This is a genomic window from Harryflintia acetispora (genome assembly GCA_004340125.1).
Classification (GTDB): Bacteria; Bacillota; Clostridia; order Oscillospirales; family Ruminococcaceae; genus Harryflintia; species Harryflintia acetispora.
Genome location: SLUK01000006.1, coordinates 51,908 through 73,526, shown reverse-complemented (window position 1 = coordinate 73,526; position 21,619 = coordinate 51,908). Strand labels below are relative to the sequence as shown.

The following is a 21,619-nucleotide window of genomic DNA, read 5'->3' as shown; positions in this document are numbered from 1 at the left end:
TCCAATTTAGCAAAAGCAGCGCGCCCGCGAAGCGGGATGCACCTCTTGCTTTGAGGTGCAAGCTGCTTTTCAGAGGGCGTGTCTTGTCACGCCCTTCTCCCCTTACGGTCTACCGCTGATTATGATCTTTACGCCTTGCTGCCGTCGCTGCCATAGGCCATCTGCCAAAAGCCAAAGCCCGCGTTGCCACGGCTGTCCACGCCGTAAAGGTAGTTGCCCCCGAAAAAGACGTTGTCGTCCGTCTCGTTGGTCTTTGACACAAAGGTTGCCTTTTTGCGGTCCTGGTAGATCAGGGGCTTTAACGGTTTGTTGGTCGCCAGCAGATACCAGGCGGCATCATTCCCGGCCAGCTCGGTGACGACCAGCAGCTCGGCGGTGCCTTTGAGGGTGTTGGTGGTGCCGTCGATCTGATCGGCCAGCAGGATTTTGCGGGCCATCGATTCCAGTGCGGGCGGCACGACCAAGAGATTCGGGACAATATTTAAGGCTTTGCCCTTGCTGTTGGTCAGCGACATCATGGATGCGCGGGCCGCCGCATAGCTATCAGGAGACAGCTTGTCGGTGCCTTTGTTGCTGACCGTCTTGCTGCCGATCTTGTGATCCGCCGCAAAAAACGCCTTGCCGTCGTAGCACTTTTGTGCAAAGCCATCCTTTAGCAGCCCAAAGATCAACTGATCCGGGTGCAGCGCGGCAGACTGTCCAAGCATCTGGATCGACGGATTGTAGACCCCGATCTTGTCGTCCTCCACCGCGTCGCGGGGCAGCGCGACGGTCAACTCAAACTTTTTGTTTTTGATGGTGTAGTCCGAGGCGGTCAGGTTTTGCAGCTCCCGGTCCCCGATCCACTCGCGCATCATGGGGATGTCGCCCAGCCAGGCATAGGTCTCCTCACTGGTGGTGCTCGGCACCACGGTGGCCACCCTGGTGTACAGCGGGGCGACGTCGGCAAACGCCTTATTAAATAAGGTGTTAAAGGCGACAAAAATGCCCCGCATGGTCTGTGCATTGATAATCATCTGTTATCCTCCTTTTTTGTGTCGGGCTATGCGCCCGCTGCCGGTGCGGTCAGCGCCGGGTTGATCTCCACCACGACGCCGCCCTCGTCCACGTCGATCACCAGTCCGGCGATCGACGCGCCGGTCGCCAGGGCGGTGACGGTCTGGTCGTCCTCGATGTAGCAGGGTTTTAAGATGTGCGCCGCGCCCACCTTGTTGGCCGACGTCGCTGTGTTATCCCAGACAAAGACGCCCCGGGACACCTTAATGCTGATCGCGCCGTCCGCGCCGCCCGCGTTGTCGGCGGTCTCCTCCGCCCGGCCCGCTGCGGTGATACCCGCCGCCTTTTTGCCGGGGATCGCGTAACCATTGGCGTCAACCGCCACAAGCGCCCCCTGGTAGATGGTGACGCCGCCTTTGACCGGGATCACCAGATACTTTGCGTTGTTTGCGACCTCGACGGTGTCCCGTACATTGTCAAGTGCTGCCATGATTTAGTCCTCCTTTCCAAATTTTTCGAGGTCCTCGGGGCTGACCCCGACCTGCTTGCAGATCGCCAGCGTCTCCTCGGACACCTTTTTCTTGTCTTCTTTACCGCCGCCCGGGGCGATCTCGCTCAGCGGGACCACCTGCGGGGCCTTATCGGCAAACGCCTTAAACCCGCTCGGGTCCTTGAGGGCGTACTCCTTGGCCCACTCCCTTTGAGCCGGGGTGATCTTGCCGTCCTTTAAGGCCAGCTCGACCATATCCTCGGCGTCCCGATCGGCCAGACGGCCCTTGAGCGCCCTGAGCTCGGCCTCGACATTGCCCGCGCCGCCATCCTTGAGCTCAACGATCCTGGCGCTCACTTCTGACGCCGGTGCCCCGGCTTTGAGGCCGAGCAGCTCGCAGACGTTTTTGTTTGCGACGACCTGATCCTGCGCCTCCTGCTTTGCTTTCAGGTCCTTGGCCTCGCCGACGATCTCACCGAGGCGCTGCATGAGCTGCTCCTCGCTCGCCTCCTCGCCCAGTCCGAGGGCTGCGGCGATCTTTTTTACTAACTCTTCCACTTGATTGCCTCCTTTTTTATTCTTCGGGATCGCCCCCCACGGGGGAAGCCGATCCGAATTGACGATTGCAAACATCCGGTCTATCGCCGGTTTGTTGGTCAGCGCCGCCGAGTGCAGCCCGACCGCCTTCTTATCCTTTGCCCGGACCAGTACCACCGGAGACAGATACCGGTACTCCCGGTGCTCCAGGTACTCGCGACCCTTGTCCGTCCACTCCACCCGGGCGGCGATCGCGTCCTCCTGCAGGACCAGCTCCTTGATCCAACCAGCTGCCGGGGCCTGGACGTCCTTTAGTGTCTGGTGCTCATAATCGATCGGCAGGTCCAGCCGCCTCGCCCGGTACTGCTCTTGCATGAGCTTGTAGCTCTCAGCGTCAACCTCAAAGCTGCCCTCGGTGGTCGTGACATGTCCAAGAGGCAAAATCTTGATGACCTCGGGCGCGCCCGAAACCTCGGCACGCCCCGCTGAACAGGCAAAAAGTTCTATCATCCACACTCTCCTTTCCTTTTCCACCTCTGAAATCGCCATAGACCGCGTGCGCACGCGTGCGCACGGGGGTAAATTGGCATGGGGCGGTAATTTTACCTTTTATCCTTGCGGCCCCTTCCAGGGCGTTTTAGCCGCCTATTTTACTTTTTTGCCCTTTTGCAGATTTTGATAGGCATTTTTAAGGGGCTCGGGGTAGTCCGTAAGGTCCGGAGACCATTGCCTTTTGGCCGGGTTGTAGGCAAAATGCACATCAGGGTGCATGACGATCAGCCGGCCGTCCGGCAACTGGACCCGCAGCGGGACCTCATGCTCCACCTCCAGCCCCCGCTCCCGCACCTGCCGCGCCGAGAGGGATGTGACCGTGCAGCGGCATTTAAAGCCGTTGGGCGGATACCAGGTGTCCCACACCGGGCTATCGGCCGGGAAGACCTTGCCGTCCATCTCCAGGTGGGCGGGCCGGGTGCTGTTGTCCCGTACCGCCTGATACTGCCAGTAAGGGCGCAGCTTCTGGACCCCGGGATCGGACATCTGGTCGTAGTGTCCCACCTGATAGGCCGTCTGGACGTTGGTCTCGAAGATGGTGCGGACCTGGAAGGGAGTGGTCCCTTGATACCCCTGATCCGTCAGGAAAGTATCCATCCGCTCCTTGAAGGTGGCCATCGTCTCTCCGTCTTCGATCGCCCGCAGCAGCTCCTCCCGGAATTTGTTTAGGACCTCGAGTTTGCTGTAGTTGGAAACCGTAAAGGCCAGGGACCGGTACTTCTCCGCCATCCGGTAAAACTCGCTGGGTTTTAGGGTGATCTTGCCCTTAAAGTACCGGACCGCCTCCTCAAACTTAAACGCCCCGCCATGGGTGATGACACTCTCGATCTCATTCATCCTGCTGCTCACGCCCCTCGAGGTAGGCCAGGGTCATGGCCCGTTGCAGCAGGTCGTCCAGCGCGCCGACGTCCATCTCCCGCAGCACCCGCTCGACCGTCTCCCCGTCCTCCAGCAGCTCCTTCAGCTCCTCCAAACTGCCCGCGCCATCAAGCAATTTGACAATCGGGTCCAGCACGCCCGCGAAGCTCTTTTCTCCCTCCACGGCTGCCGCGTCGGCAATCCGGTCCACCTGATCCTGTACTGCCTCCCCACCCTGATCCTTGAGCACCAGGGTCTCTTTAAAGGGCAGTGGGGCCGCCCTGGGCGGAGTGATGGTCTTCTCGTCCTCCCCCGGCTCGGGGATGGAAAACTTTTTGTACAGATAGTTTTCCGAGACCGGGAGGCCGATGTCACAAATCAAAGTCTTGCACACCTCGGCGGTCTCCTTGAGGTCATCCGCCTCCTCGAAATGGTACCGGATTTTGGGTATCCGGCGATCCTCGCCGAAGTTATATACCACCAGGGGCCGGATCAAGTCCCGGCGCAGCGTCGCCGCCAGCGCCCGGCAGTCCGCCGCCGTCAGGTCGTGCCGGACCTCGTTATGCGTCTTGCTTTGCGCGTAGCTCCCGCCGCCGCTGTCCGACGTCAGGGTCTGGCCCAGGATCGCCTTGCTGATCTGCTCGTCGCAATACCGGGCCAACCGCTCGTACAGATTGGTGCTGGACGCTTTTTCGGTGGTGATAAAGTCGATCATGGTTCCGTCCGGGATGATCCCCGCCGCGTCCGCCCCGATCTTGATCAGTGCCTCCATCAACGCCCGCTTGTCGTCCTCGCTGGCTCCTGGCGCATACTTACCCAGGCGCAGCGGCATACCGTAAGCCTCGCAAAAAGCGGTCCAATCTTTGACGTCATAATTTTTAAAAAGATACATCCAGGCGACCACCCGCAGCACGCCCGCCCGGGCCGGGTGGCCCGATCTGGCCTTGTACCGGTGGACGACAAACTTGTTTGGGGGCAGCAGCAGCCCCTCGGGGTGATCATCGGTAGTGATCCGCAGGTTGTCGTCGGTGTCCCACACAAGACGCTTTTGATGTCGCCACTTGACGTCCTTGATCACGACCCGCCCGCCGTCGTATCCCCATATGATCTCGGAAACCGCTATCCCCTTGCCGATCGCGTCCAGCAGGTCCAGGGTGATGTCCTCGAAGCTCTCCAGGCTCCCCAGCTCTTCGGCGACAAAGTCGGCGATCTCCTTATCCCTCGGGTCATCGGAAAAGGGAATGACCTCATAATCCAAACCAGTGACCGCATTTTTTCGGGTCTGGAGCTGCGAGAAAAGGTGCGGGTCCTTCTCCTCGATCTCCTCGAAAAGCTCCATCTGCCGCAACACGTCGCCCGCGTCGGCCTCCTTGAAAATCGCCGCCAGGCGCTTGGGCGTCAAGTCGTTGGACGGATAGGTGGAGTATTTGTCCTGTAGCGACGAGACCGCTACCTCGCCGGTGTCCGGGCGGGCTCTATGGATGATCTCCTGGGCCTTATCCTTCAGATTGCTCCATATATTCAAGGGTCTGTCTCCTCTCAATAACCGCCATGGCGGAAGTTTAGCGCCCGGCTGATCACCGACTTATAGTCCACCTTGGTGCCGATCTTGATGTCAAGGGCTAGTTTGACGGCCATCTCCAGGCCGTCCGGGCCGTCGTCGTTTTTACCCATGGGGTATTCCTGCATTTGCTTGATCAGCTCCTTGTGCCGTTTGGAAAACTTGATGTATCCGTTTTTGACGTAGGGCTGCAAGGATTGGATGCGCACGTCCTTGTTTTGCACGCTCTTGATCTCCTCAATAGGCAGATACTCTCCGGCCTGGGCGGCGCGCTGCGCCATAACGTCTTTAAAATACTGTTGGAATTGGACGGTCTCGACCCCAAACCGCATAAAGGGCCTTTTGTAATCCCGCCTTAGTCGGCGGTTGGTTTCGATCGCGTCCTCGATGATCTGGTCCGGCTTGCGCCGTTCCACAGAGGCGATCACCACGTACATGTACCCGCTGCGTGTATCCTTGGCCAGGCCGATGATCGACGACGTGTCGCTCTTTTTGCTCTTACCAAGGCTGGGATCGTTGGCGCCGATAAAGACAAAACGTGGGTCCGAAAAGTCGGGCGGGGTCTTGCCCTCGTCGTCATAGTAGTCAAACCATTCCTCGTTAAAGGCGCAGTTCTCGGGATCGATCGGATCGTTTTGGATCTCACTGTTAAAACTTGCTTCGCCCTCTGACACCCGGATGACCATCAAATCGTAGTAGGATAGCTTCTCCTCCCATAAGACCTTGGTGCCCTTTAGCATTTCGGCCTTGTTGGCCAGGTAAAAATCCTTGGCGTCCTCCTGGTGACGATCGTTGGACAGATCGGTATAGATGCGCTCCCACGCGTCCCAAAGGTCAACATTTTTGGCAAAGGATATGACGCCCTGATACTTGACCGCCTTATACTCCGGGTTGCTGGCGACGTTGGCCAGCAGCGCGTCATAGTGCAGCAGGGTGCCGATATATACAATGTCGGTGTAGGTGTCCCCTGCCTTGGAAACCGCCTTGTAGTACCAGTTGCGCAGCTTGCGGCGCTGCTCCGGGGTATTGACGTTTTCGTCGTTCTCCAGGTCGTCGCACAGGATCAGGTCTGGACGCCATTGCTTATGACGGCGGCCTCTGATCTTCTTCCCCGCGCCCAGCGCCTCGATCTTGGTGCCGTTGGACAGCAGGATGACCGACGACTTCCACACCTTTCCGACCAGGTCGCCAAAGTCCTCCCGGATCGCGGCGTTCTCCTCAATTTCGGTTTTGGTGTCGCCGAGAAATCCCTCGGCCTGCTCAGAGCTGTCGGACAGGATGATGATATAGTGCTTGTAGCCGTACAAGGCGGCGTGCAGGTCGTCCTTAAAGGTAAAGGTGGTGCTCTTGGCGTGGCCGCGTGGGGCCTCGATCGCTCGGCGGCAGCCGTCCATCCGGCTGATCTCCCGCGCCTCGTGCAGCGGGTCGCGGCCTTTCATGACCCCTTTCCGCCAGATCGCGTCCAGCTCGGCGTGAAACGCCGGGGACTGACGGACAAAGTAGTGGGGCAGGTAGGCCCGGCCAAAATACTCCAGGTCGATTGCACCCAGCGCCTTGCGCAGCCCCTTCGGACCGGTCAGCTCGGCCCCGGCCCGGTACTCCCGCAGCAGCTTCTCCCGCAGCTCCGGGAAGTTGTCGCCCTGAGTGACGTACCGTCCGAATAGCTCTTGCTGATATTCCCGGTTGGCTGCTGCTTCTCGGTCCTCCGGCTCTTCTAGCTGCTCCAGATACTCCCGCAGATCAATCGGCATTGCTCAGTGCCTCCTTTCCTACCCCTTAACCTGGACAGGTTTCTTTTGGCGGCTCCGGCATGGGCATCCAGTGGGTAACGTGCTTTGTACGTGTACCGTACACCTTCCACCAACCGTTTAAATCGCGGTATCCCTGTTCAACTCTGCCGTCTTCCCGGCAGACAATAACCGGGACAAACCGCTCCGGCAGTCTGTCCTCCACGTTGATCCAGCCCTTGTTTGACGTCACCTTATCCATCCTCCATCAGCTTCTCTTTGGCTCTTGTTAAGATGTCATGCAGCGGGCCGGACAGCTCCGGGTCCTGCTTGATCGCACTCATCAGCTCGACCTCCAGCTCCTCAAAGGCCAGCTCGGCCTTGTGCTTTAACTCTTGCCGTACCCGCTTGTCATAGGTCGCGTTGCGGGACAGCGAAGCGATCAGCCGCCCCGCCTTATCCAGCGGCATTTCGGCAAACTCCTCCTCGGCCGTGGAGACCTTTTGCATCAGGCCGTCCATCAGTACCATGCTGGCCGCCTTGGTATAGTCCAGATCGGGGTGCTGCTCCACCGCTGCGGCGATCGCCTGGGTGCGCTCCAGCGTCTCGGCCACCCGCTGCGCGGCCTGGTTGGACCGGATCGCATACCTGCCTACCGCGCTTTTGCTGACCTCGTGACCCTGGCCCTTGAGCCAGTCGGATATGTCCTCGTAGGTATTGGCCGTGTCCATCAGCCTGGCGTCAAGCTGCGCTTTGATCTCGGGCGGCAATTGATCGATTGAGGACCTGATCCGCGTACGCTTACGCTTTCCCATCAGATCGCAACCCCCGGATCGTCAATCGTCCCCTCAACCAGGTCCACGCCCTTGCGGGACAACTTGATCACGGCGTCGCGCCGGTATGCGTTGTACGCATTGGCCGTCCGATCCGTAAAGACGATGTACTCAGCATCCAGCAGATAGTCCAGGTGCTTGCTGATGTCCGGGGCAATGATCAAGCCGTCCGCCACCAAGGCGTTTGTGATCTGGCGCACCAACAGGGCGTTGTGGCTGCCCTTGGCTAGGGCGCGCACGATATAGCCCCGGATCGCTTTGTTTTGCAGGGCCTCGTGCTCGTCCCGCTCATCCATAATCGGCATGTTTCTAATCCTCCTTTCCCTTTGAGGAGCAGCCGCCCCCGTATATGATCTGGTCCAGCTTATCCTCCACCCGATTCATAATCCGGATGTAGTCCTCGCGGGTGACATAGATCAAAGGTAGATCGGCCTTCAAATCATTTAACTTTTCTTCGACCTTGATGATCCGCTCGGCGTTTTCCCGGTCCGCCTCCTTCAGGTCGCTCGTCACCGCCTTGATCTCGGCAATCGCGTTTTTGATCCCCCAGGCGGCGATCCCCACGATCGCCGTGACGACCGTCTGAAAGACAAACATTGCAATGGTGGCCCCGTCCATATGTGCCCCCTTACTGGCCCGTGGCCGCTTTGATCTCCAGCACCTTGCTCTCGATCAACCGGGTCAGGTAGTCGTCAAAGCTGCCGAGGTTGTCGGCAATCACCCGCTGGGCCTCCGGCGCGACTTTAGCCTTGATGTCCTCATAGGCTTTTAGCGACAGGGCGATCAGCTCGTCTTTGCTGACCTCTCCGTCCATTACCGCCTCCCGCAGCTCCTTGGCGGTGGTCTGCTCGATCGCCGCGACCGTCACGGTCGCCAAGGTCTCCACATCGTCCAGGGCGTCAAGCAGCAGCTGCCGCCGCTGCTGGTCCTTGATCTGCCGCGTCTGCTCGCGCACCTTGCCCGCCGCCCTGGTAATGTAATACATCCCATAAGCGCCCAGCAGGGTGATGATCCCCAGCGCCAGATTGATCAGCAGCTCGCTTGCCATCGTTTGGATCGTTTCCATGCTTCTCCTCCTCCCCTTTGGGGTAAATAAAAATGGGTTATGGGCTTAGCCCATAACCCTATATTAAAGCCATTTGACGCAAGTTGACATACGTAGTGATTGTGATGATTTTTGGCAGGATGCCAACAAAAAAAGACCCGGCACATCCCTCGATGTACCGGGTTCTTTTTATTCTTTCTCTTCTTTCGGACGCCTGCCGTTTTGCGCTCTTTGGTCCTCCGGGTAGGGTTCGTTTTTGTCGATCACCCAATTGCGGCCAATTTTTTGCGCGGTCTTAAATCTTCCCTGCACCGCCAAATGCGACACGGTAACGCGGTGCTTCCCGTGCATGGCTGCATACTCCACAATACTAATCAACTCTGACATAAGTCCTCCGTGATCGTTTTATTCTTGCCAATCCCCATAGTATCCAAAGCTGCCGTAGGTGATGGGGTCCATCGTTTCCTGATCGTCCTCAGCGTTATATTCAACGCCAAACCAGTTTCTTCTCGCTACTTCTTCTCCGTCCTCGTCGTGGATGGTGATGGGCTGCTGCGTATACGCTGCGCCTTGGTCCGCCAGGACCTTAGCCTGCTCTAAGGTCTCCGCGTTATTGTCGCCCGCGCCAGTGTGATAATTAATGTAATACATAGTCAACTTCCTTTCTGTCGTTGGTGTTTCTTTTCTTTCTGTTTTAATTATAATACATATGTATTATAATTGCAAGGGTTTTTTTAAAAAAAGTTAAAAAAATTTTGCCCTATCCATTTATTGACAGATAGGGCAAAATCTATTGATCAAAAAAACTGATCTGTCCCTTGATCTTCCCGGGCCCGCACAGCTGCCGGACCCAGCTCTCGGTGACATTGTACTGCTTGGCAAGCTCGGCGGTATTGTAGCCGCTAAACTCCTCCTTGATTCGCGCGTCCCGCACGGGCCGGATCAGGCTGTCGGTCTTGGGCATGTAAAAGGTAGTACCGCCAAACAGCTCGGCCAGCCTGACCAGATTCTCGACCCCGACCGCCTCGGCGATCTGCCGTGCGGGCCCTTCTGGTAGCATATCCACGGTCAGGTCTTTGATCCAGTCCTCCATACCGTGCGCCTCCTCATTTTGCCGTCATCCTCCCCAGCAGGCCCAGCAGCTCGCCGACCGTGACCTGCTCGTCCATCCGCCCGGCCCACTCGTCCCGGTCGATGACCCCGGCCTGGGCCAACTGATCCAGACCCGCCTCCTGCCAGTCGTCCGCGTCCGGCTCCTCGGGCTGCGGCGTCGGCTTGGGCCGCTCGTATCCGTTCAGGCCCGCCGCCTTGATGATCGCTGGGTAATCCTTATATATGTAGTTCAGATCGACGTTACCCTTGATCCCGGCCACCTGGCCGGTGTGGGAATACTGCCAAATACCATAATCGCCGCTGTAGGCCGGGGCACTGACCCCAACATGCGCGACCCATTTGTCATACTTGGCGATCTCGGCGTCGTAAAACTTACCCGACATCCAGCTCGCAAAGGTATACAGCACGCAGTAGTACCGCTCCCCCTCGAGCAGATCACAAAAGGCTTTGACGATGTCGGTCGCCTGGCGCTTGCTCAATGGCTCATGTGCCGCTATATCCTCAAAATCAAAGGCCACCGGCAACTGTAGCCGGTAGGGGGCCAAAAGCTCCAGCACAAACTTGGCCTCTCTCCGAGCCTCGGCCACGTTGGCGGCGTAGGAATAATGATAGACCCCGACATTTAAGCCCGCAGCATAGGCGTCGCTGATGTTGCTCTTAAAATTCGGGTCCTCACATGGGCCGCTGTTGTCCCAGCTCGAGCAGCGGATCATCACGTTGTCGATTCCCGCCGCCTTGACCGCCTTCCAGTCTATATCCCCCTGCCACCGGCTGACGTCGATGCACTTGGCAAATACTGATTTATTCATATTTTCCTCCTTATAAGTCCATGATCGGCGCAACAACTTCTTTATATAGGTCCATTAGATTGTATTGCGTGGTGCCTTCCGGCAGCGCCTTCTCATATTTTTTGAGCTCAGTGGCCAATTTCATAACCTTCAAAATCCCGATCTGCTCGGGCGTTATTGGCCTATCCTCATGACCGGCAATCATCCAGCTGATCCCCTCCCGGATATACCAGTACATCATAGCATCGTTCAGTTCGTCAAATTCCTTGACCACCTCTTGCGCAAACTTCTTGCGGTTCAGCCGGGGCTTATCAGGTGGGATGACCCCTTTCTCCTGCAATTCCTTTTTTAGCTTGGCCCGCATTTTCTTTTCTCTGGCTGTTTGCTTAGCCATGGTCTTTCTCCTCCTTCTTCTGCCTGGCGATCATGGCCTTTAGCGCCTCGATCACCTTGTTGCAGTCCTCACAACCCAGCCACTCGACACTGTCTACACCAAACCGCTTGCGGACAAACCCCTTTAGCCGCTCCGGCTGCTTATCCCACCCCAGAACCTTGGTCAGTGCGTAGATTTTGCAGCGCTGCTTGGCCGTAAACGGATTGCCGTTGTCGCTGTACCTGCGCCCCCTGCGCTGCCGCAGGACCGCGTCCTTGCGCCGCTGCAAGGTCTCGCACACCTGCACGATCTCGGCCTTGGTCAGCTCCCGCATATGCTGCTTACCGGTCTCCTGGTAGATAATGCTGTACAGATCATCCTCGGCCAGCGCCAGCTCGGGCGACTTGGCGATCGCCCATATGCGGCGGATCGTATTCTCCGGCCGCCTATACTCTGCCATCCGCTCACCTCCTCGGAAGATCAAGCTGCTCGACCTTATCCTGCGCGGCCCGCAGCCAAAACACATCCTTCTGCACCAGGGTAGCGCCCACCGCCGCGACCCTGGCCTCGCCGTACTTGCGCAGCGCCTCCTTGTCAATCGTCTCCTTGGTGATGATACAGTCCGACATCCTCCGGGCTTTCAGGCGGCGGATCAGCTCGGCCAGCTTTTCCCGACCCTTGGGCAGGGTGACCGAGGTGGACAGCCTGTAGCCGCACTCGCCAAAATTAAAATACTTGGTCTTGCTCTTGCCCAGCTCCTCCCGGTGTTGATCAAAATACTCCTTGACGTCCTTGGTCAAGGTGCTGATCCGGTCCTGGTGCGGCTTGCTCTGCTGCTTGGCGATCTCCTTGATCCCGTTAATCTGCTTGTTCATGTCGCCCTGGATGTCGCCGAGGATGATCTCCTCCTCGGCGATCTCCCGCAGCGCCTGGTCCACCTCATCCCAGGACCGCAGCACAGGGGCTTCAAGCACACGCCTGCGCGCCATCTATTCCACCTCCCCGCTGATCCACTGGCGGCGGCGCTCCTCCTCGTCGGCGTAATAACTGCCGCCGTCCTTGTAGTACCCGACGATCTTGCCATCCTCCACCAAAAAGGCGATCCCCAGCCGCTCGCGCATTAGGTCCAGCACCTTGATAGGGACCTCCTCCAGGCTCCGCGCCGGGCGGTCGATCTCGGCCTGCTCCAGCGCGGTGCGTATCCGCTCTTTGACCTGCTCCTTGGTCTCGACCCTGGCCTCCAGGCAATTTAATCCGATGGTAACCTCATCCATAATAGCGGTGATCTTCTTATTCATGATCGACACTCCTTTGTCAGTTATCTTGATTTCTGGCTTACAACATCAGCATACCGGACGCCTGGTTGATGATCTCCAGGGTGATCCGCGTCTCGTCTTTTTCGCGCAGGATTCTAAACACATTGTTCAGGGTCCGATCCAAAACTCTAAAGCAGCCCGTGCGCTTGTTGCAGCCTCGGCGGATCAGCTCGTCAACCGCCTTGGGCTCGATGTCCAGGTCCTCGACGTATGCCTCGACCTCCTTGGGCTTTAACCCCTTGAGGCTGGCATAAAAATCGACCCGGTTCGCAAAACGCTCGGTCAGGGTCTTGATCTGCGCCTCCAGCATGGGCTCCCCGGCGATCACCATCCCCACGTTTGATTGGTCGTAGATCGCCCGCAGAATCTCCAGCTTTTTTGTGGAGTTGCGCCCGATCAGCTTGTCGGCCTCGTCCACGATCAACAAATACCCCGGATTGTCTTTAAAAAACTGCCGGATACCCATCGACTGCTGCCAGACCGAAGAGTTGACCTGCTTCTGGCCGGTGCCCATATTGAGCGCCGACGCCAGGTCCCGAATCCCCATCGAATCGTCACACTCCAAGTAGACGACACGGGGCAGGCTGGCATAATGCTGCAATGCGTAGGACTTGCCATACCCCGAAGGTCCCACCACGACGCCGAGCCCCTGATTTTCTTGGCAGAGGGCACAGACCCCTAGCACACTGGAGCTGTCGCTGGATTGGAAAAATGCTTTCCGCTTCCCGGTCTTCTTCGGCTTCGGGGGCTTCGGCTGCTCCGGCTCCCCGCCTATGTATCTGCGCAGCGACCCCTCCAGGGTGCTTACATCCGCGTTATACTTACCATTTAAGTACCGGCTCAACGTTGTCCTCGAGCACCCGACCTCGTCCGCGATCTGCTGGATGGTCATCCCCTTTTGATCCATGTACTCCTTCACTTGCGTGGCCAGATCGGTCCGCGCCTGATACTCTTCCGCTCTCAGCACTTCCATGCTTTAGCCCCCTATCCGATTTCTTTCAGGCGGTCAAACGCCTTTTTGGCTGCGGCCTCAAAATACTCGTTGCTCGATTCCTTCTCCCGCTGCTCCTGCTTCTCCTCGCGATACTGGCGATCCGTCGGCAGTGACACCACCTTGTCCGACCGGTCCGCCTTAATGGTCAGGTCCAGCTTGCCCACCGCCTCGTGCGGGCCGCTGCCGCCCTGGCGCTCTTCAAACGGGGTGCGCAGCCGTTGCAGCTGCTCCCGCACCTCCTTGTACTGCCGCTTCTGATCTCGGTTGTGCCGCTCCAGCTCCTCCTGTGACACTCTCGACGCAATCAGCAGCAGCTCGGCGGATTCGGCCACGCATATCTTCTCGCCGCTGCGGGTGTAGACGTACAGCTTGGTGACGTTATCCACGTCCCACTTGATCGCCACCTTCTGCCCGACGTACTTGGACAGCTCATAATGGGTGTACAGCTTGCCCCAGCGCCTGATCCCCTGGTTACTGACCCGGGCGGTCTCGGCCTTCATCAACAACATGGCCGCAAACTCCCTCGGCGGCGGGGCCTTGATGTACCGGTTCTCGGCCTTGTCAAACAGCTCCAGGGGCTTGATGTGCGTCTCCCCGTCTTCTTTTAGTCCCTTGTGGGGCCGCTGATGGTAGACCTCTGTCAACCACTTGCTCCAAAGGCCGTAAAACTCCTGCATGGTCAACAGCTCGCCACGCTCCAGCATTCCGTCCACATCCTTGCGGCGCTTGCCCACTGTCCGCGACCCGGTCAGGGTGCCGGTGTACGACGCGACCCAGCGTGTAAACATCCGGCAGACGGTGCCAAAAAACCGCTCAATCTGTGCCTTGCCCCAGGGCTGGTAAGGTAGGGACCGGGACCACTCTTCAATCCCGATGGACCTGTAAAAGCCCTTGGTCTCGCTGTCGATCTCCATACCGCGCTGCTTGCGGCTCTGGCCCAGGTTGCTTTCGGCGGTGTAGTCCTTGCCGTTGTCGATGTGCAGGTGCTTGGGCACGCCGCCCGGGTGGGAGTACAACATCTTGACCATAGATTCCTTGATGGTCTGCGCGTTGGCGTGGACACAGATCACGTCGCCCAGGATACAGCGGGACCGGGTGTCCAGCCAGGCCACCAGCACCGGGCGTACCGCCCGAATTTTGCCGTTTGTCGGATTGGTGTATTGTACCCAACAATCAAACGTGTGCTCGTCGCCCTGCACAAACTCCATGACTGCCAGGGATTGCACATCCCGCTTGCCCTTGATCATCCGCTGGTTTTTCCATTCCCGCGCGCCGTTGGATGCAAGGTAATAGGCGCTCTCGCCGCCGCCCGTGTCCAACAGATACCGCACGTACCGCCGCACGGTGCTGATCGACGGGATACTCTCCCATTCCCGGGTCTTGGCCTGGCGCTGCAATTCTATGTACAGCATTTCCACGGTGCCCAGGTTGTTGGCAAAGCCCTCATCAAACCAGATATTTTCGATAAGGGCCCGCTGCTCCTCATCCAAAACCGGAAAGGTGTTCTGATCCTTCGGCTTCCGGCAAAGGGCCAGCGCCTCGAAATATTGGTAGCTCTCTCCCCGCTCGTCCTCCAGGCGCTGGGCCCACTGGCGGGCCTCCTGGACATTGGCGGTGTAGCGGTACAACGTGCGCTGGCTGATCCGCAGCTGGGCCGCAAACGCGCTGGCGTAGATCGTCCGCTCCCGGTCGGTGTACCGCACAAACTTGTCGATCTGCCGCACCAGGTCCACGGCTTGCAGGTATTCCGCCCTGTGCCGCTCGAGATACTGATTGAGATCGGCGTCCACGTACCAGGGGACCGCGCCCCGCGTTGGCTGGGTCGCCTCCTTCTGGCTGCGCCAGTATGCGCGGCGGGCCTGGGGGGATAGGGCGGACAGTGGCAGCAGTATCCGGTCTTTGCCCCCGTCCTGGCCGGGCTCTTTGATAACCGGATATTCTTCGGGGGTGCGCTTCATCCGCTGGACCATGGTGTTATACCTGATCCCTTCAAACTGCGCTGCTTCTTCTAATGGTATATATACTTCGGCCAACCTGATCCCCCCTATGCCGTTTTCTCGTTGTCCTCGATCCGCAGATCAAGGGCTTTGATGATCCTGGTGACGTACTGGGTCCCTGCCCGCTGCCCAAAAAGGATCAGGTCCAAATACTGTCTGCTGGTGCCGATCCTGCGGGCAAGCTCCTGCTGGGTCATCCGCCGGTCGATCAGGGCTTTTTTGACAGCCACGCCAAATGGCGTCAGCTCGCGTTTTGTATACATTTAGTCACTCCTCTTTATTGAAATAAATTATGTAGATTCTTCCAATCCATAATGCTATACTTAACGATGGAAAGGAGGTGATGACATGTTTGACGCGACTAAATTCCGAAAAGAATTACTGAACGATTTTTTCTCACAACATCCTGATATACAATCTAAAGACATTTTGTATAAGCCCATTGCTGATATTTCTTCTAAAATGATCGTAATGGCAATCGAGAAGTACCTTAAAGAGAATGATACTTAGAGTATTTTTCTATTTCATCTAACATCTTTATAATTTGAGGAAATCTTTTAACTAAAGGACATTTCCGACAAAGGGACATTCCATTAATGGGTGACCCTTTTTTTCTTTTATGCGCTTTGATTCGCATGACTATGCCTCCTTATCAATTTTGCAGAATCGATATGAATCAATACAGAACCAGCCCAATCGCTTGCGGACTATGAACTCTGCCACGGGGCGGTTTTCCGCATATGTGACGATCTCCAACATCATCACATTAGGACTAATTTTACTTACTCGTAAATCAAAATCCCCCGAAACCATAGAATTTGCCAGCAGCTCGATCCTCCGCTGATCTGCCTGATCGGGCGCATAGCAGTGCTCGTAAACAATTTCAAAAATGGATTTCCAAAGTGACAGTTTTTTCCACGCCGCCTCTTCTAGGGCTTTCTGTTCCTCGGTTTTGTTTACCAGGCTGTGCAGCTTCTCATACTCAGCCACGGCCTGATCCGCTTGCGCTCGCACAAGTGCAAGACGGGGCGGATCATCAAAATCTGTTGCAATGGACCTAAACTCACCCATTGGGGGCACCGGTTTCTTACGCGATCTTACGGGCGGTTTCTTGGGCACTTTCACATGCTCTCCAAAATCAGTTATTGTATCTCGCATGACTATGCCTCCTTATCAATTTCGTGCAGCCTGGTCTTCCACGTTTCCCGAAACACTTGATTCCAGGCCAGCATTTCATCGCCTTTAATAACCTGGGCAGTCCTTAACCCCAATAAAAAGCCTACTGCCTCACGAAACTTTGAGCTGAGGAGTTCGTGTATATGCGCTGCCTCTGATATTTGACGACGATAATCTTTTAAAATTCTTTCAGCTTTCCGGCGTAGATCAGCAGCCTTCTTCTCTTGATCCAATAAATACATTTCTCCCTTCGCCAAAGTAAGCAAATCCTCCAGGATGTCGAGCTCGTGCAGGGCTGCATAAAAATCATCCTCAAGCCCTTTTCGCGGACATTCCATAAAGTAGTCCGTCGATGATCGTCGCTGTCGTACTCTCGCCTGGGTTATAAGGCCGTTCAAATAGTCTAGGACTTCCTTTTCTCGTGCTCGCTTTCCTCTCGCGTGTACATTTGGCACCAGGTCTCCACGCCCTAAGTCGATCGCCTTTTCGATTGCTTCATCAATGGAATCCAAACCATCTAATTCCATGTTCTGTAAATCTCTCCAAAAGCGACCAGTGAATAAATCACGCCGGATAACTCCATATTGATGTGGGTTCATTTTCATTTCTGTTGCACTAAATGAAACAATGATATACCCCCCGGCCGACCATACCTTCTTGATGTTTATCACCTCTTTCGACAAAATTTTCTTTAGAATAGTAGACTTCGCGCGCGCTATATGATAGACTATTTCTTGATGTCAATAGTCATCATAGCTATATTATACGAGATTATAATCTCGTTGTCAAGACTTTTGCGATATTATATTCTCGTTAATATGCAACAATTTTCTTTAGGGGGTGCGCATTATGACACTATTTGAAAGAATAGAAAATAGTGCAAAAAAAGAAGGCATTACCATTGGAAAACTAGAGCGGTTATGCGGTTTTAGTAACGGTACGATTCGCAAATGGCGAACGCAAAAACCAACCCTAGAAAAAGTTATGATAGTTGCTGATCAGCTGAATGTAGGCATACAATACTTAGCAACTGGAAAAGAGAATATAATCTCTACCCCCTCTCTTTCTGATGGAGATCAAGAAGTACTCAAACTTATCGAGAATCTTTCTGAAAAGGATAAATATAAAATAGCTGGCGCTCTCCAGGTCATGATCAGGCAAATGCCGTCGGCAGGCATTGCGCCACTATTTGTCCGCGACATGCGGACACAGGAGGCTTTCAGCGATGTTACGACGAAGAAAGAATAGCAGGCTGCAAGGCTAAATACATACTCTGCATACAAGACTACAATAGTGGCAATGACACGATATTGTACTTCTTTTCCTCTGACATCTAGGGGCCTTGTAGCGTAGACATGGGCGCGCAGAAATCAGCCAAGATAGGGCTGTTTTATTTAGGGTATTTTCGATTGCTTTTGACATCAAAAAACAGCTGCACTTTGTCACTTTGCTATGATAAACTATACAAATATAGTATAAGCCTCAAACCCGCATAATCATGCCAATGTGACATTAATTGTTTCCAAAGTGTGAACAACCCTTGTTTTTTCCAGTATTTCGACCTATTTTCACCCCGAAAATAGCGGTTTTGCACGGGGTCGTGCGCACGCGTGCAAAGTCTTAATCATGCGGTTTGTAGCCTCTTAAAATTTCGTTTTGCACGCCTTGCACGGGGTCGTGCGCACGCGTGCAGGATTTCCAGACCTAAAACTTTCCATTTCTGGATATTTTTATTATATTAAATCTACATCAAACCCGCATGAATACTATGTTTCATTAAATTTTTATATGGAAAAACGGCGTCGGAAAAACGCCGTTTTTTGCAGTCAGCATATTTGTCAATTCAAAATTTTCCCATCCCGTTCAAACCCGCATAAATACTAGCTTTTCCCGACTTCTCCCATCGTTTCCCGGCCTATCCCGTTTTGACAAATATCCTGCCTCCTTACAATTTTTATCAATCCAACCCGGCAATTGGGCTTGCGCTTAGACAGGCAGTGTGTTCCCATCCTCCTCACAGCCGTGCCGAACCATCCGTACGGGGGGCCATGTAAAGAAAAAAACTTTGCAACAAGCGCTTAAAATGGTATAGTAGTCTGTACCGGAATTTTAGACAAAGGATGGACCCAACGTGGCAAAATCAAAATCGCGCTTTCCGATTAAACTTTTTTTGATTCTTGGGCTGCTGGCCGTGCTCCTGGCAGGCACATGGGCCTTCCTCAACCAGGAACAGCTTGCCGGGAATCTGTTTTTGTGGCTCTCGCCGCAGAAGAGCGAGAGTACCGGGGAGGACGTTCTCCTAAGGGAGACCCCGCCGGCGGGCGAGGATTACCTGCGCGCCACCGTCTTCATCGGGGACAGCCGTACCGAGGGCCTGGTGCGCTACGGGCTGCTCGAGCAGTCCCAGGTCTTCGCGGAGGATGGGATGAACCATAAAAACGCCCGCGTAAAGCCGGTTGTGGAGTACGAAGGCGGGCTGCTGACCATCGCGCAGGCGGTGGAGCGGGCACAGCCCGAGCGGATGATCGTGGACTTTGGGATCAACGGCTTCTCCTTCATGAGCGAAGAGGAATTCATGGAGGAATACGAGGGGCTGATTGACGAGCTGCACGCCGCCTCACCCGACAGCGCGATCATCATCCAGTCCATCTTCCCGGTCTCATCGCTCAAGGAGCAGCTCGACCCGAGCTTTGCAAACAAGAAGCTCGAACGGCTCAATTCCCTGCTCTATCAGCTCGCCGAGGAGAAGGGCTGCTACTTCCTGGATACCGCCGAGGCGCTCACCGGCAGCGACGGAGGGCTATTGGACGAATATAACGCCGGGGACGGGATCCACCTCAACGCCGACGCCTATGAGGTTATTTTAGACTATACCCTCACCCATGCGCTGGACAAGCAGGAAGAATAAAAGCAGGGCTTCCCGCGGCATATGCCGCGGGAAGCCCTGCTTTTAAGATGCAGCATTATTTTTTCTTTGCCCAAAACAGGCCGCAGAGGGCGCAGACGCAAACCCCGAGGAGCAGCGCGAGCCGCGCCCAGTCGAGCAGCAGCCATCCCTCCCCGCCGCAGACCTGTGCAGGCGTGAGGCCGAATTCGTCCACGAAGACGCCCATGTTATAGAAAAGCCCCAGCGAAATGAGCAGCGCCATGCCGCCCATCAGCAGGATAAGCGCCCAGACGGGCTTTTGTCCCCGCACGCTCAGCGCTCCCCGATGGGGGTATAGTCCCGGCGCTCGCTCACGCTCTTATAGGCAGGGCGGATGATCTTGCCGGCGTTGATCAGCTCCTCGATCCGGTGGGCGCTCCAGCCTGCGATCCGCGAAATCGCAAAGATCGGGGTGTACAGCTCGATGGGAAGGTCGAGCATGCTGTAAACAAAGCCGCTGTAAAAGTCCACGTTGGCGCTGACGCCCTTGTAGATCTTGCGCTCGGCCGAGATGACCTGCGGGGCGAGGCGTTCGATGAGGGAATAGAGCTTAAATTCCTCGCCCCTCCCCTTCTCCTCGGACAGGCTGCTCACAAAGGCCTTGAAAATATTGGCGCGCGGGTCGGACAGCGAATAGACCGCGTGGCCCATGCCGTAGATCAGCCCCGCATGGTCGAACGCCTCCTTGTGCAGCAGCTTCTTGAGGTAGCAGGCGACCTCGTCCTCATCCTCCCAATCCCTGACGTTCTGCTTGAGGTCGTCGATCATGCGCACCACCTTGATGTTGGCGCCGCCGTGCTTTGGGCCCTTGAGCGAGCCGAGCGAGGCCGCCACCGCCGAATAGGTGTCGGTCCCCGAGGAGGTGACCACATGGGTGGTGAAGGTGGAGTTGTTGCCGCCGCCGTGCTCGGCGTGCAGCACCAGCGCCACGTCCAGCACCCGCGCCTCGAGTGCGGTATAGCCGCTGTCCGGGCGCAGGATGCGCAGGATGTTTTCCGCCGTCGAGAGCTCGGGCAAGGGGGAATGGATATAGAGGCTCTGCCCCTCGTGGTAGTGGTTGTAGGCCTGGTAGCCGTAGACCGACAGCAGCGGGAAGAGCGCGATCAGCTGCAGGCACTGGCGCAGGACGTTGGGCACCGAAACGTCGTCGGCGCGCTCGTCGTAGGAATAGAGGGTGAGCACGCTGCGCGCGAGGGTGTTCATCATGTCCTTGCTCGGCGCCTTCATGATGATGTCCCGCACAAAGCTGGTGGGCAGGGTCCTATACTGCGCGAGCAGCGCGGTAAACTTGTCGAGCGTTTTGCGGTCGGGCAGCTCGCCGAACAGCAGCAGATATGCGGTCTCCTCAAACCCGAAGCGGTTCTCGCGGATGAAGCCGCCCACGATCTTTTCCACGTCCACGCCGCGGTAATAGAGCTTTCCTTCGCAGGGGACGCTCTCGCCGTCCACCAGCTTGGTGGAGCAGACCTCGGAAATTTCGGTCAATCCGGTTAGCACGCCCTTGCCGTTCAGGTCGCGCAGCCCGCGCTTGACGTCGAATTTGCCGTAGAGCTCCGGGGCGATCGACCCGTTTTTCACGCAGAGCTCACTGAGGTTTAAGATATCGGGCGTGATTTCGCTGAATTTGTTTGCCATCATGCTCTCCTCCTTCTTTTCAAACGTTCTTTTCATTTATGTATTTCTATTTATTATATCATATCCCGGAGGTGTATTTGTGTATTTTCCGTTACAAAATAAGGGAGGAAAGGGGCGAAACCATGCCGAAACTGACCTTCTTCTACGGCGTTATGAACAGCTCGAAGAGCGCACGCGCGCTGATCCAGAAGTTTTCCTTCGAGGAGAAGGGGTTTTCGGTCGGGCTTTTAAAGCCCGCCGTCGACACCCGCGACGGCGGGGAATGGGTGCGCTCGCGGATCGGGCTCTGCTCGCCGGCCCACCCGGTCGCGCCGGACGAGGACCTTAACCGCTGGTATCTTCACCATCCCTTCGACGTACTGGTGGTGGACGAAGCCCAGTTTTTAAGCGGGCGGCAGGTCGAGGCGCTCTATGAGGTCGCCTGCGCGAGCGCGCCGGTCTTCTGCTACGGGCTCGCCAGCGACTTTCGCACCCGGCTCTTCCCCGGCAGCCGGCGGCTCTTCGAGCTGGCCGACGAGCTGGTCCGGATCGAGGCCCTCTGCGCCTGCGGGCGGGTGGCGCAGGTGAACGCAAGGATCGAAAACGGCAAAATCCTGCGCGAAGGCAGTCGGGTGGAAATCGGCGGGAACGAACGCTACCAGAGCATGTGCTACCGCTGTTACCGGCGGGGGCTTTCGGGGCAGACACACGGCGGCTGAATAG

At 56.4% G+C, this 21,619-nt stretch carries 29 protein-coding genes; 3 read left to right on the top strand and 26 right to left on the bottom strand.

What is annotated here, in order from left to right; translation table 11 throughout:
* Positions 1 to 128: 128 nt before the first annotated feature.
* The 24 genes from EDD78_RS07990 to EDD78_RS07875 all read right to left on the bottom strand — a co-directional run bounded on the left by EDD78_RS07990 (position 129) and on the right by EDD78_RS07875 (position 17,027).
* Entirely contained in the window at positions 129 to 1,016 is an 888-nt protein-coding gene (locus tag EDD78_RS07990; protein ID WP_132084588.1) for a Mu-like prophage major head subunit gpT family protein, read from the bottom strand.
* Positions 1,017 to 1,042: 26 nt separating this feature from the next.
* On the bottom strand, positions 1,043 to 1,486 hold the full coding sequence (locus EDD78_RS07985; RefSeq protein WP_132084587.1) for a hypothetical protein: 444 nt from the start codon (positions 1,484 to 1,486) through the stop codon (positions 1,043 to 1,045).
* 3 nt (positions 1,487 to 1,489) lie between these two features.
* Positions 1,490 to 2,533 (bottom strand): phage protease, encoded by a 1,044-nt coding sequence (locus EDD78_RS07980; RefSeq protein ID WP_132084586.1) that lies wholly within the window; start codon positions 2,531 to 2,533, stop codon positions 1,490 to 1,492.
* Positions 2,534 to 2,668: 135 nt separating this feature from the next.
* A complete protein-coding gene (locus EDD78_RS07975; protein ID WP_132084585.1) occupies positions 2,669 to 3,412 on the bottom strand; it encodes a phage head morphogenesis protein in 744 nt (247 codons plus the stop codon).
* Positions 3,405 to 4,958: a DUF935 domain-containing protein gene (locus tag EDD78_RS07970; protein WP_286170800.1), complete on the bottom strand. Its 1,554-nt coding sequence runs from the start codon at positions 4,956 to 4,958 to the stop codon at positions 3,405 to 3,407. The genes EDD78_RS07975 and EDD78_RS07970 overlap by 8 nt, the downstream gene beginning before the upstream one ends.
* Before the next feature lie 14 nt (positions 4,959 to 4,972).
* Positions 4,973 to 6,745, bottom strand: a complete 1,773-nt coding sequence (gene terL / locus EDD78_RS07965) for a phage terminase large subunit (RefSeq protein ID WP_132084584.1) — start codon at positions 6,743 to 6,745, stop codon at positions 4,973 to 4,975.
* A gap of 25 nt (positions 6,746 to 6,770) precedes the next feature.
* Entirely contained in the window at positions 6,771 to 6,983 is a 213-nt protein-coding gene (locus tag EDD78_RS14255) for a DUF551 domain-containing protein (RefSeq protein WP_132084583.1), read from the bottom strand.
* Positions 6,976 to 7,536 (bottom strand): DUF3486 family protein, encoded by a 561-nt coding sequence (locus EDD78_RS07955; RefSeq protein WP_132084582.1) that lies wholly within the window; start codon positions 7,534 to 7,536, stop codon positions 6,976 to 6,978. Before EDD78_RS07955 ends, EDD78_RS14255 begins: the two co-directional genes overlap by 8 nt.
* The gene (locus EDD78_RS07950) at positions 7,536 to 7,859 is read right to left on the bottom strand and encodes a hypothetical protein (protein WP_434059181.1); all 324 of its coding nucleotides are present in this window, start codon (positions 7,857 to 7,859) and stop codon (positions 7,536 to 7,538) included. The genes EDD78_RS07955 and EDD78_RS07950 overlap by 1 nt, the downstream gene beginning before the upstream one ends.
* Before the next feature lie 4 nt (positions 7,860 to 7,863).
* Positions 7,864 to 8,172 carry a hypothetical protein gene (locus tag EDD78_RS07945; RefSeq protein WP_286170799.1) on the bottom strand — a complete coding sequence of 103 codons (309 nt, stop codon included), beginning with the start codon at positions 8,170 to 8,172 and terminating at the stop codon, positions 7,864 to 7,866.
* Positions 8,173 to 8,182: 10 nt separating this feature from the next.
* Positions 8,183 to 8,620 (bottom strand): hypothetical protein, encoded by a 438-nt coding sequence (locus tag EDD78_RS07940; protein ID WP_132084581.1) that lies wholly within the window; start codon positions 8,618 to 8,620, stop codon positions 8,183 to 8,185.
* 168 nt (positions 8,621 to 8,788) lie between these two features.
* The gene (locus EDD78_RS07935) at positions 8,789 to 8,986 is read right to left on the bottom strand and encodes a hypothetical protein (protein WP_132084580.1); all 198 of its coding nucleotides are present in this window, start codon (positions 8,984 to 8,986) and stop codon (positions 8,789 to 8,791) included.
* 18 nt (positions 8,987 to 9,004) lie between these two features.
* Complete coding sequence (locus tag EDD78_RS07930; protein WP_132084579.1) at positions 9,005 to 9,250, bottom strand: hypothetical protein; 246 nt, start codon at positions 9,248 to 9,250, stop codon at positions 9,005 to 9,007.
* 139 nt (positions 9,251 to 9,389) lie between these two features.
* The gene (locus EDD78_RS07925; protein ID WP_132084578.1) at positions 9,390 to 9,692 is read right to left on the bottom strand and encodes a Mor transcription activator family protein; all 303 of its coding nucleotides are present in this window, start codon (positions 9,690 to 9,692) and stop codon (positions 9,390 to 9,392) included.
* 13 nt (positions 9,693 to 9,705) lie between these two features.
* Entirely contained in the window at positions 9,706 to 10,521 is an 816-nt protein-coding gene (locus EDD78_RS07920) for a glycoside hydrolase family 25 protein (protein WP_132084577.1), read from the bottom strand.
* A gap of 10 nt (positions 10,522 to 10,531) precedes the next feature.
* Positions 10,532 to 10,894, bottom strand: coding sequence for an addiction module toxin RelE (locus EDD78_RS07915; protein ID WP_132084576.1), 363 nt, complete (start codon positions 10,892 to 10,894; stop codon positions 10,532 to 10,534).
* Positions 10,887 to 11,333, bottom strand: a complete 447-nt coding sequence (locus tag EDD78_RS07910; RefSeq protein WP_132084575.1) for a regulatory protein GemA — start codon at positions 11,331 to 11,333, stop codon at positions 10,887 to 10,889. The genes EDD78_RS07915 and EDD78_RS07910 overlap by 8 nt, the downstream gene beginning before the upstream one ends.
* Positions 11,334 to 11,337: 4 nt before the next feature.
* Positions 11,338 to 11,862, bottom strand: a complete 525-nt coding sequence (locus EDD78_RS07905; RefSeq protein ID WP_132084574.1) for a host-nuclease inhibitor Gam family protein — start codon at positions 11,860 to 11,862, stop codon at positions 11,338 to 11,340.
* Positions 11,863 to 12,171 (bottom strand): hypothetical protein, encoded by a 309-nt coding sequence (locus tag EDD78_RS07900; RefSeq protein ID WP_132084573.1) that lies wholly within the window; start codon positions 12,169 to 12,171, stop codon positions 11,863 to 11,865.
* A 37-nt stretch (positions 12,172 to 12,208) separates the two neighbouring features.
* A complete protein-coding gene (locus tag EDD78_RS07895; protein ID WP_132084572.1) occupies positions 12,209 to 13,162 on the bottom strand; it encodes an AAA family ATPase in 954 nt (317 codons plus the stop codon).
* A gap of 11 nt (positions 13,163 to 13,173) precedes the next feature.
* Positions 13,174 to 15,216 (bottom strand): Mu transposase C-terminal domain-containing protein, encoded by a 2,043-nt coding sequence (locus EDD78_RS07890; protein ID WP_286170797.1) that lies wholly within the window; start codon positions 15,214 to 15,216, stop codon positions 13,174 to 13,176.
* Positions 15,217 to 15,227: 11 nt separating this feature from the next.
* Positions 15,228 to 15,443, bottom strand: a complete 216-nt coding sequence (locus EDD78_RS07885; protein WP_132084571.1) for a helix-turn-helix domain-containing protein — start codon at positions 15,441 to 15,443, stop codon at positions 15,228 to 15,230.
* Positions 15,444 to 15,819: 376 nt separating this feature from the next.
* Positions 15,820 to 16,338 carry a hypothetical protein gene (locus tag EDD78_RS07880; protein ID WP_132084570.1) on the bottom strand — a complete coding sequence of 173 codons (519 nt, stop codon included), beginning with the start codon at positions 16,336 to 16,338 and terminating at the stop codon, positions 15,820 to 15,822.
* A 2-nt stretch (positions 16,339 to 16,340) separates the two neighbouring features.
* Positions 16,341 to 17,027 carry a hypothetical protein gene (locus EDD78_RS07875; protein ID WP_165873157.1) on the bottom strand — a complete coding sequence of 229 codons (687 nt, stop codon included), beginning with the start codon at positions 17,025 to 17,027 and terminating at the stop codon, positions 16,341 to 16,343.
* A 178-nt stretch (positions 17,028 to 17,205) separates the two neighbouring features.
* Here EDD78_RS07875 and EDD78_RS07870 point away from each other — a divergent pair, with 178 nt between their 5' ends.
* Both EDD78_RS07870 and EDD78_RS07865 read left to right on the top strand, forming a co-directional pair.
* Positions 17,206 to 17,604 (top strand): helix-turn-helix domain-containing protein, encoded by a 399-nt coding sequence (locus EDD78_RS07870; protein WP_132084568.1) that lies wholly within the window; start codon positions 17,206 to 17,208, stop codon positions 17,602 to 17,604.
* An 883-nt stretch (positions 17,605 to 18,487) separates the two neighbouring features.
* Positions 18,488 to 19,264: an SGNH/GDSL hydrolase family protein gene (locus tag EDD78_RS07865; RefSeq protein ID WP_079698768.1), complete on the top strand. Its 777-nt coding sequence runs from the start codon at positions 18,488 to 18,490 to the stop codon at positions 19,262 to 19,264.
* A 55-nt stretch (positions 19,265 to 19,319) separates the two neighbouring features.
* On the opposite strand, the gene EDD78_RS07860 is transcribed toward EDD78_RS07865, so the two are convergent.
* Both EDD78_RS07860 and EDD78_RS07855 read right to left on the bottom strand, forming a co-directional pair.
* Complete coding sequence (locus tag EDD78_RS07860) at positions 19,320 to 19,553, bottom strand: hypothetical protein (RefSeq protein WP_242942128.1); 234 nt, start codon at positions 19,551 to 19,553, stop codon at positions 19,320 to 19,322.
* A 2-nt stretch (positions 19,554 to 19,555) separates the two neighbouring features.
* Positions 19,556 to 20,920 carry a citrate/2-methylcitrate synthase gene (locus EDD78_RS07855; protein WP_079698767.1) on the bottom strand — a complete coding sequence of 455 codons (1,365 nt, stop codon included), beginning with the start codon at positions 20,918 to 20,920 and terminating at the stop codon, positions 19,556 to 19,558.
* A gap of 119 nt (positions 20,921 to 21,039) precedes the next feature.
* Here EDD78_RS07855 and EDD78_RS07850 point away from each other — a divergent pair, with 119 nt between their 5' ends.
* A complete protein-coding gene (locus EDD78_RS07850) occupies positions 21,040 to 21,615 on the top strand; it encodes a thymidine kinase (RefSeq protein WP_159448945.1) in 576 nt (191 codons plus the stop codon).
* Positions 21,616 to 21,619 lie beyond the last annotated feature (4 nt).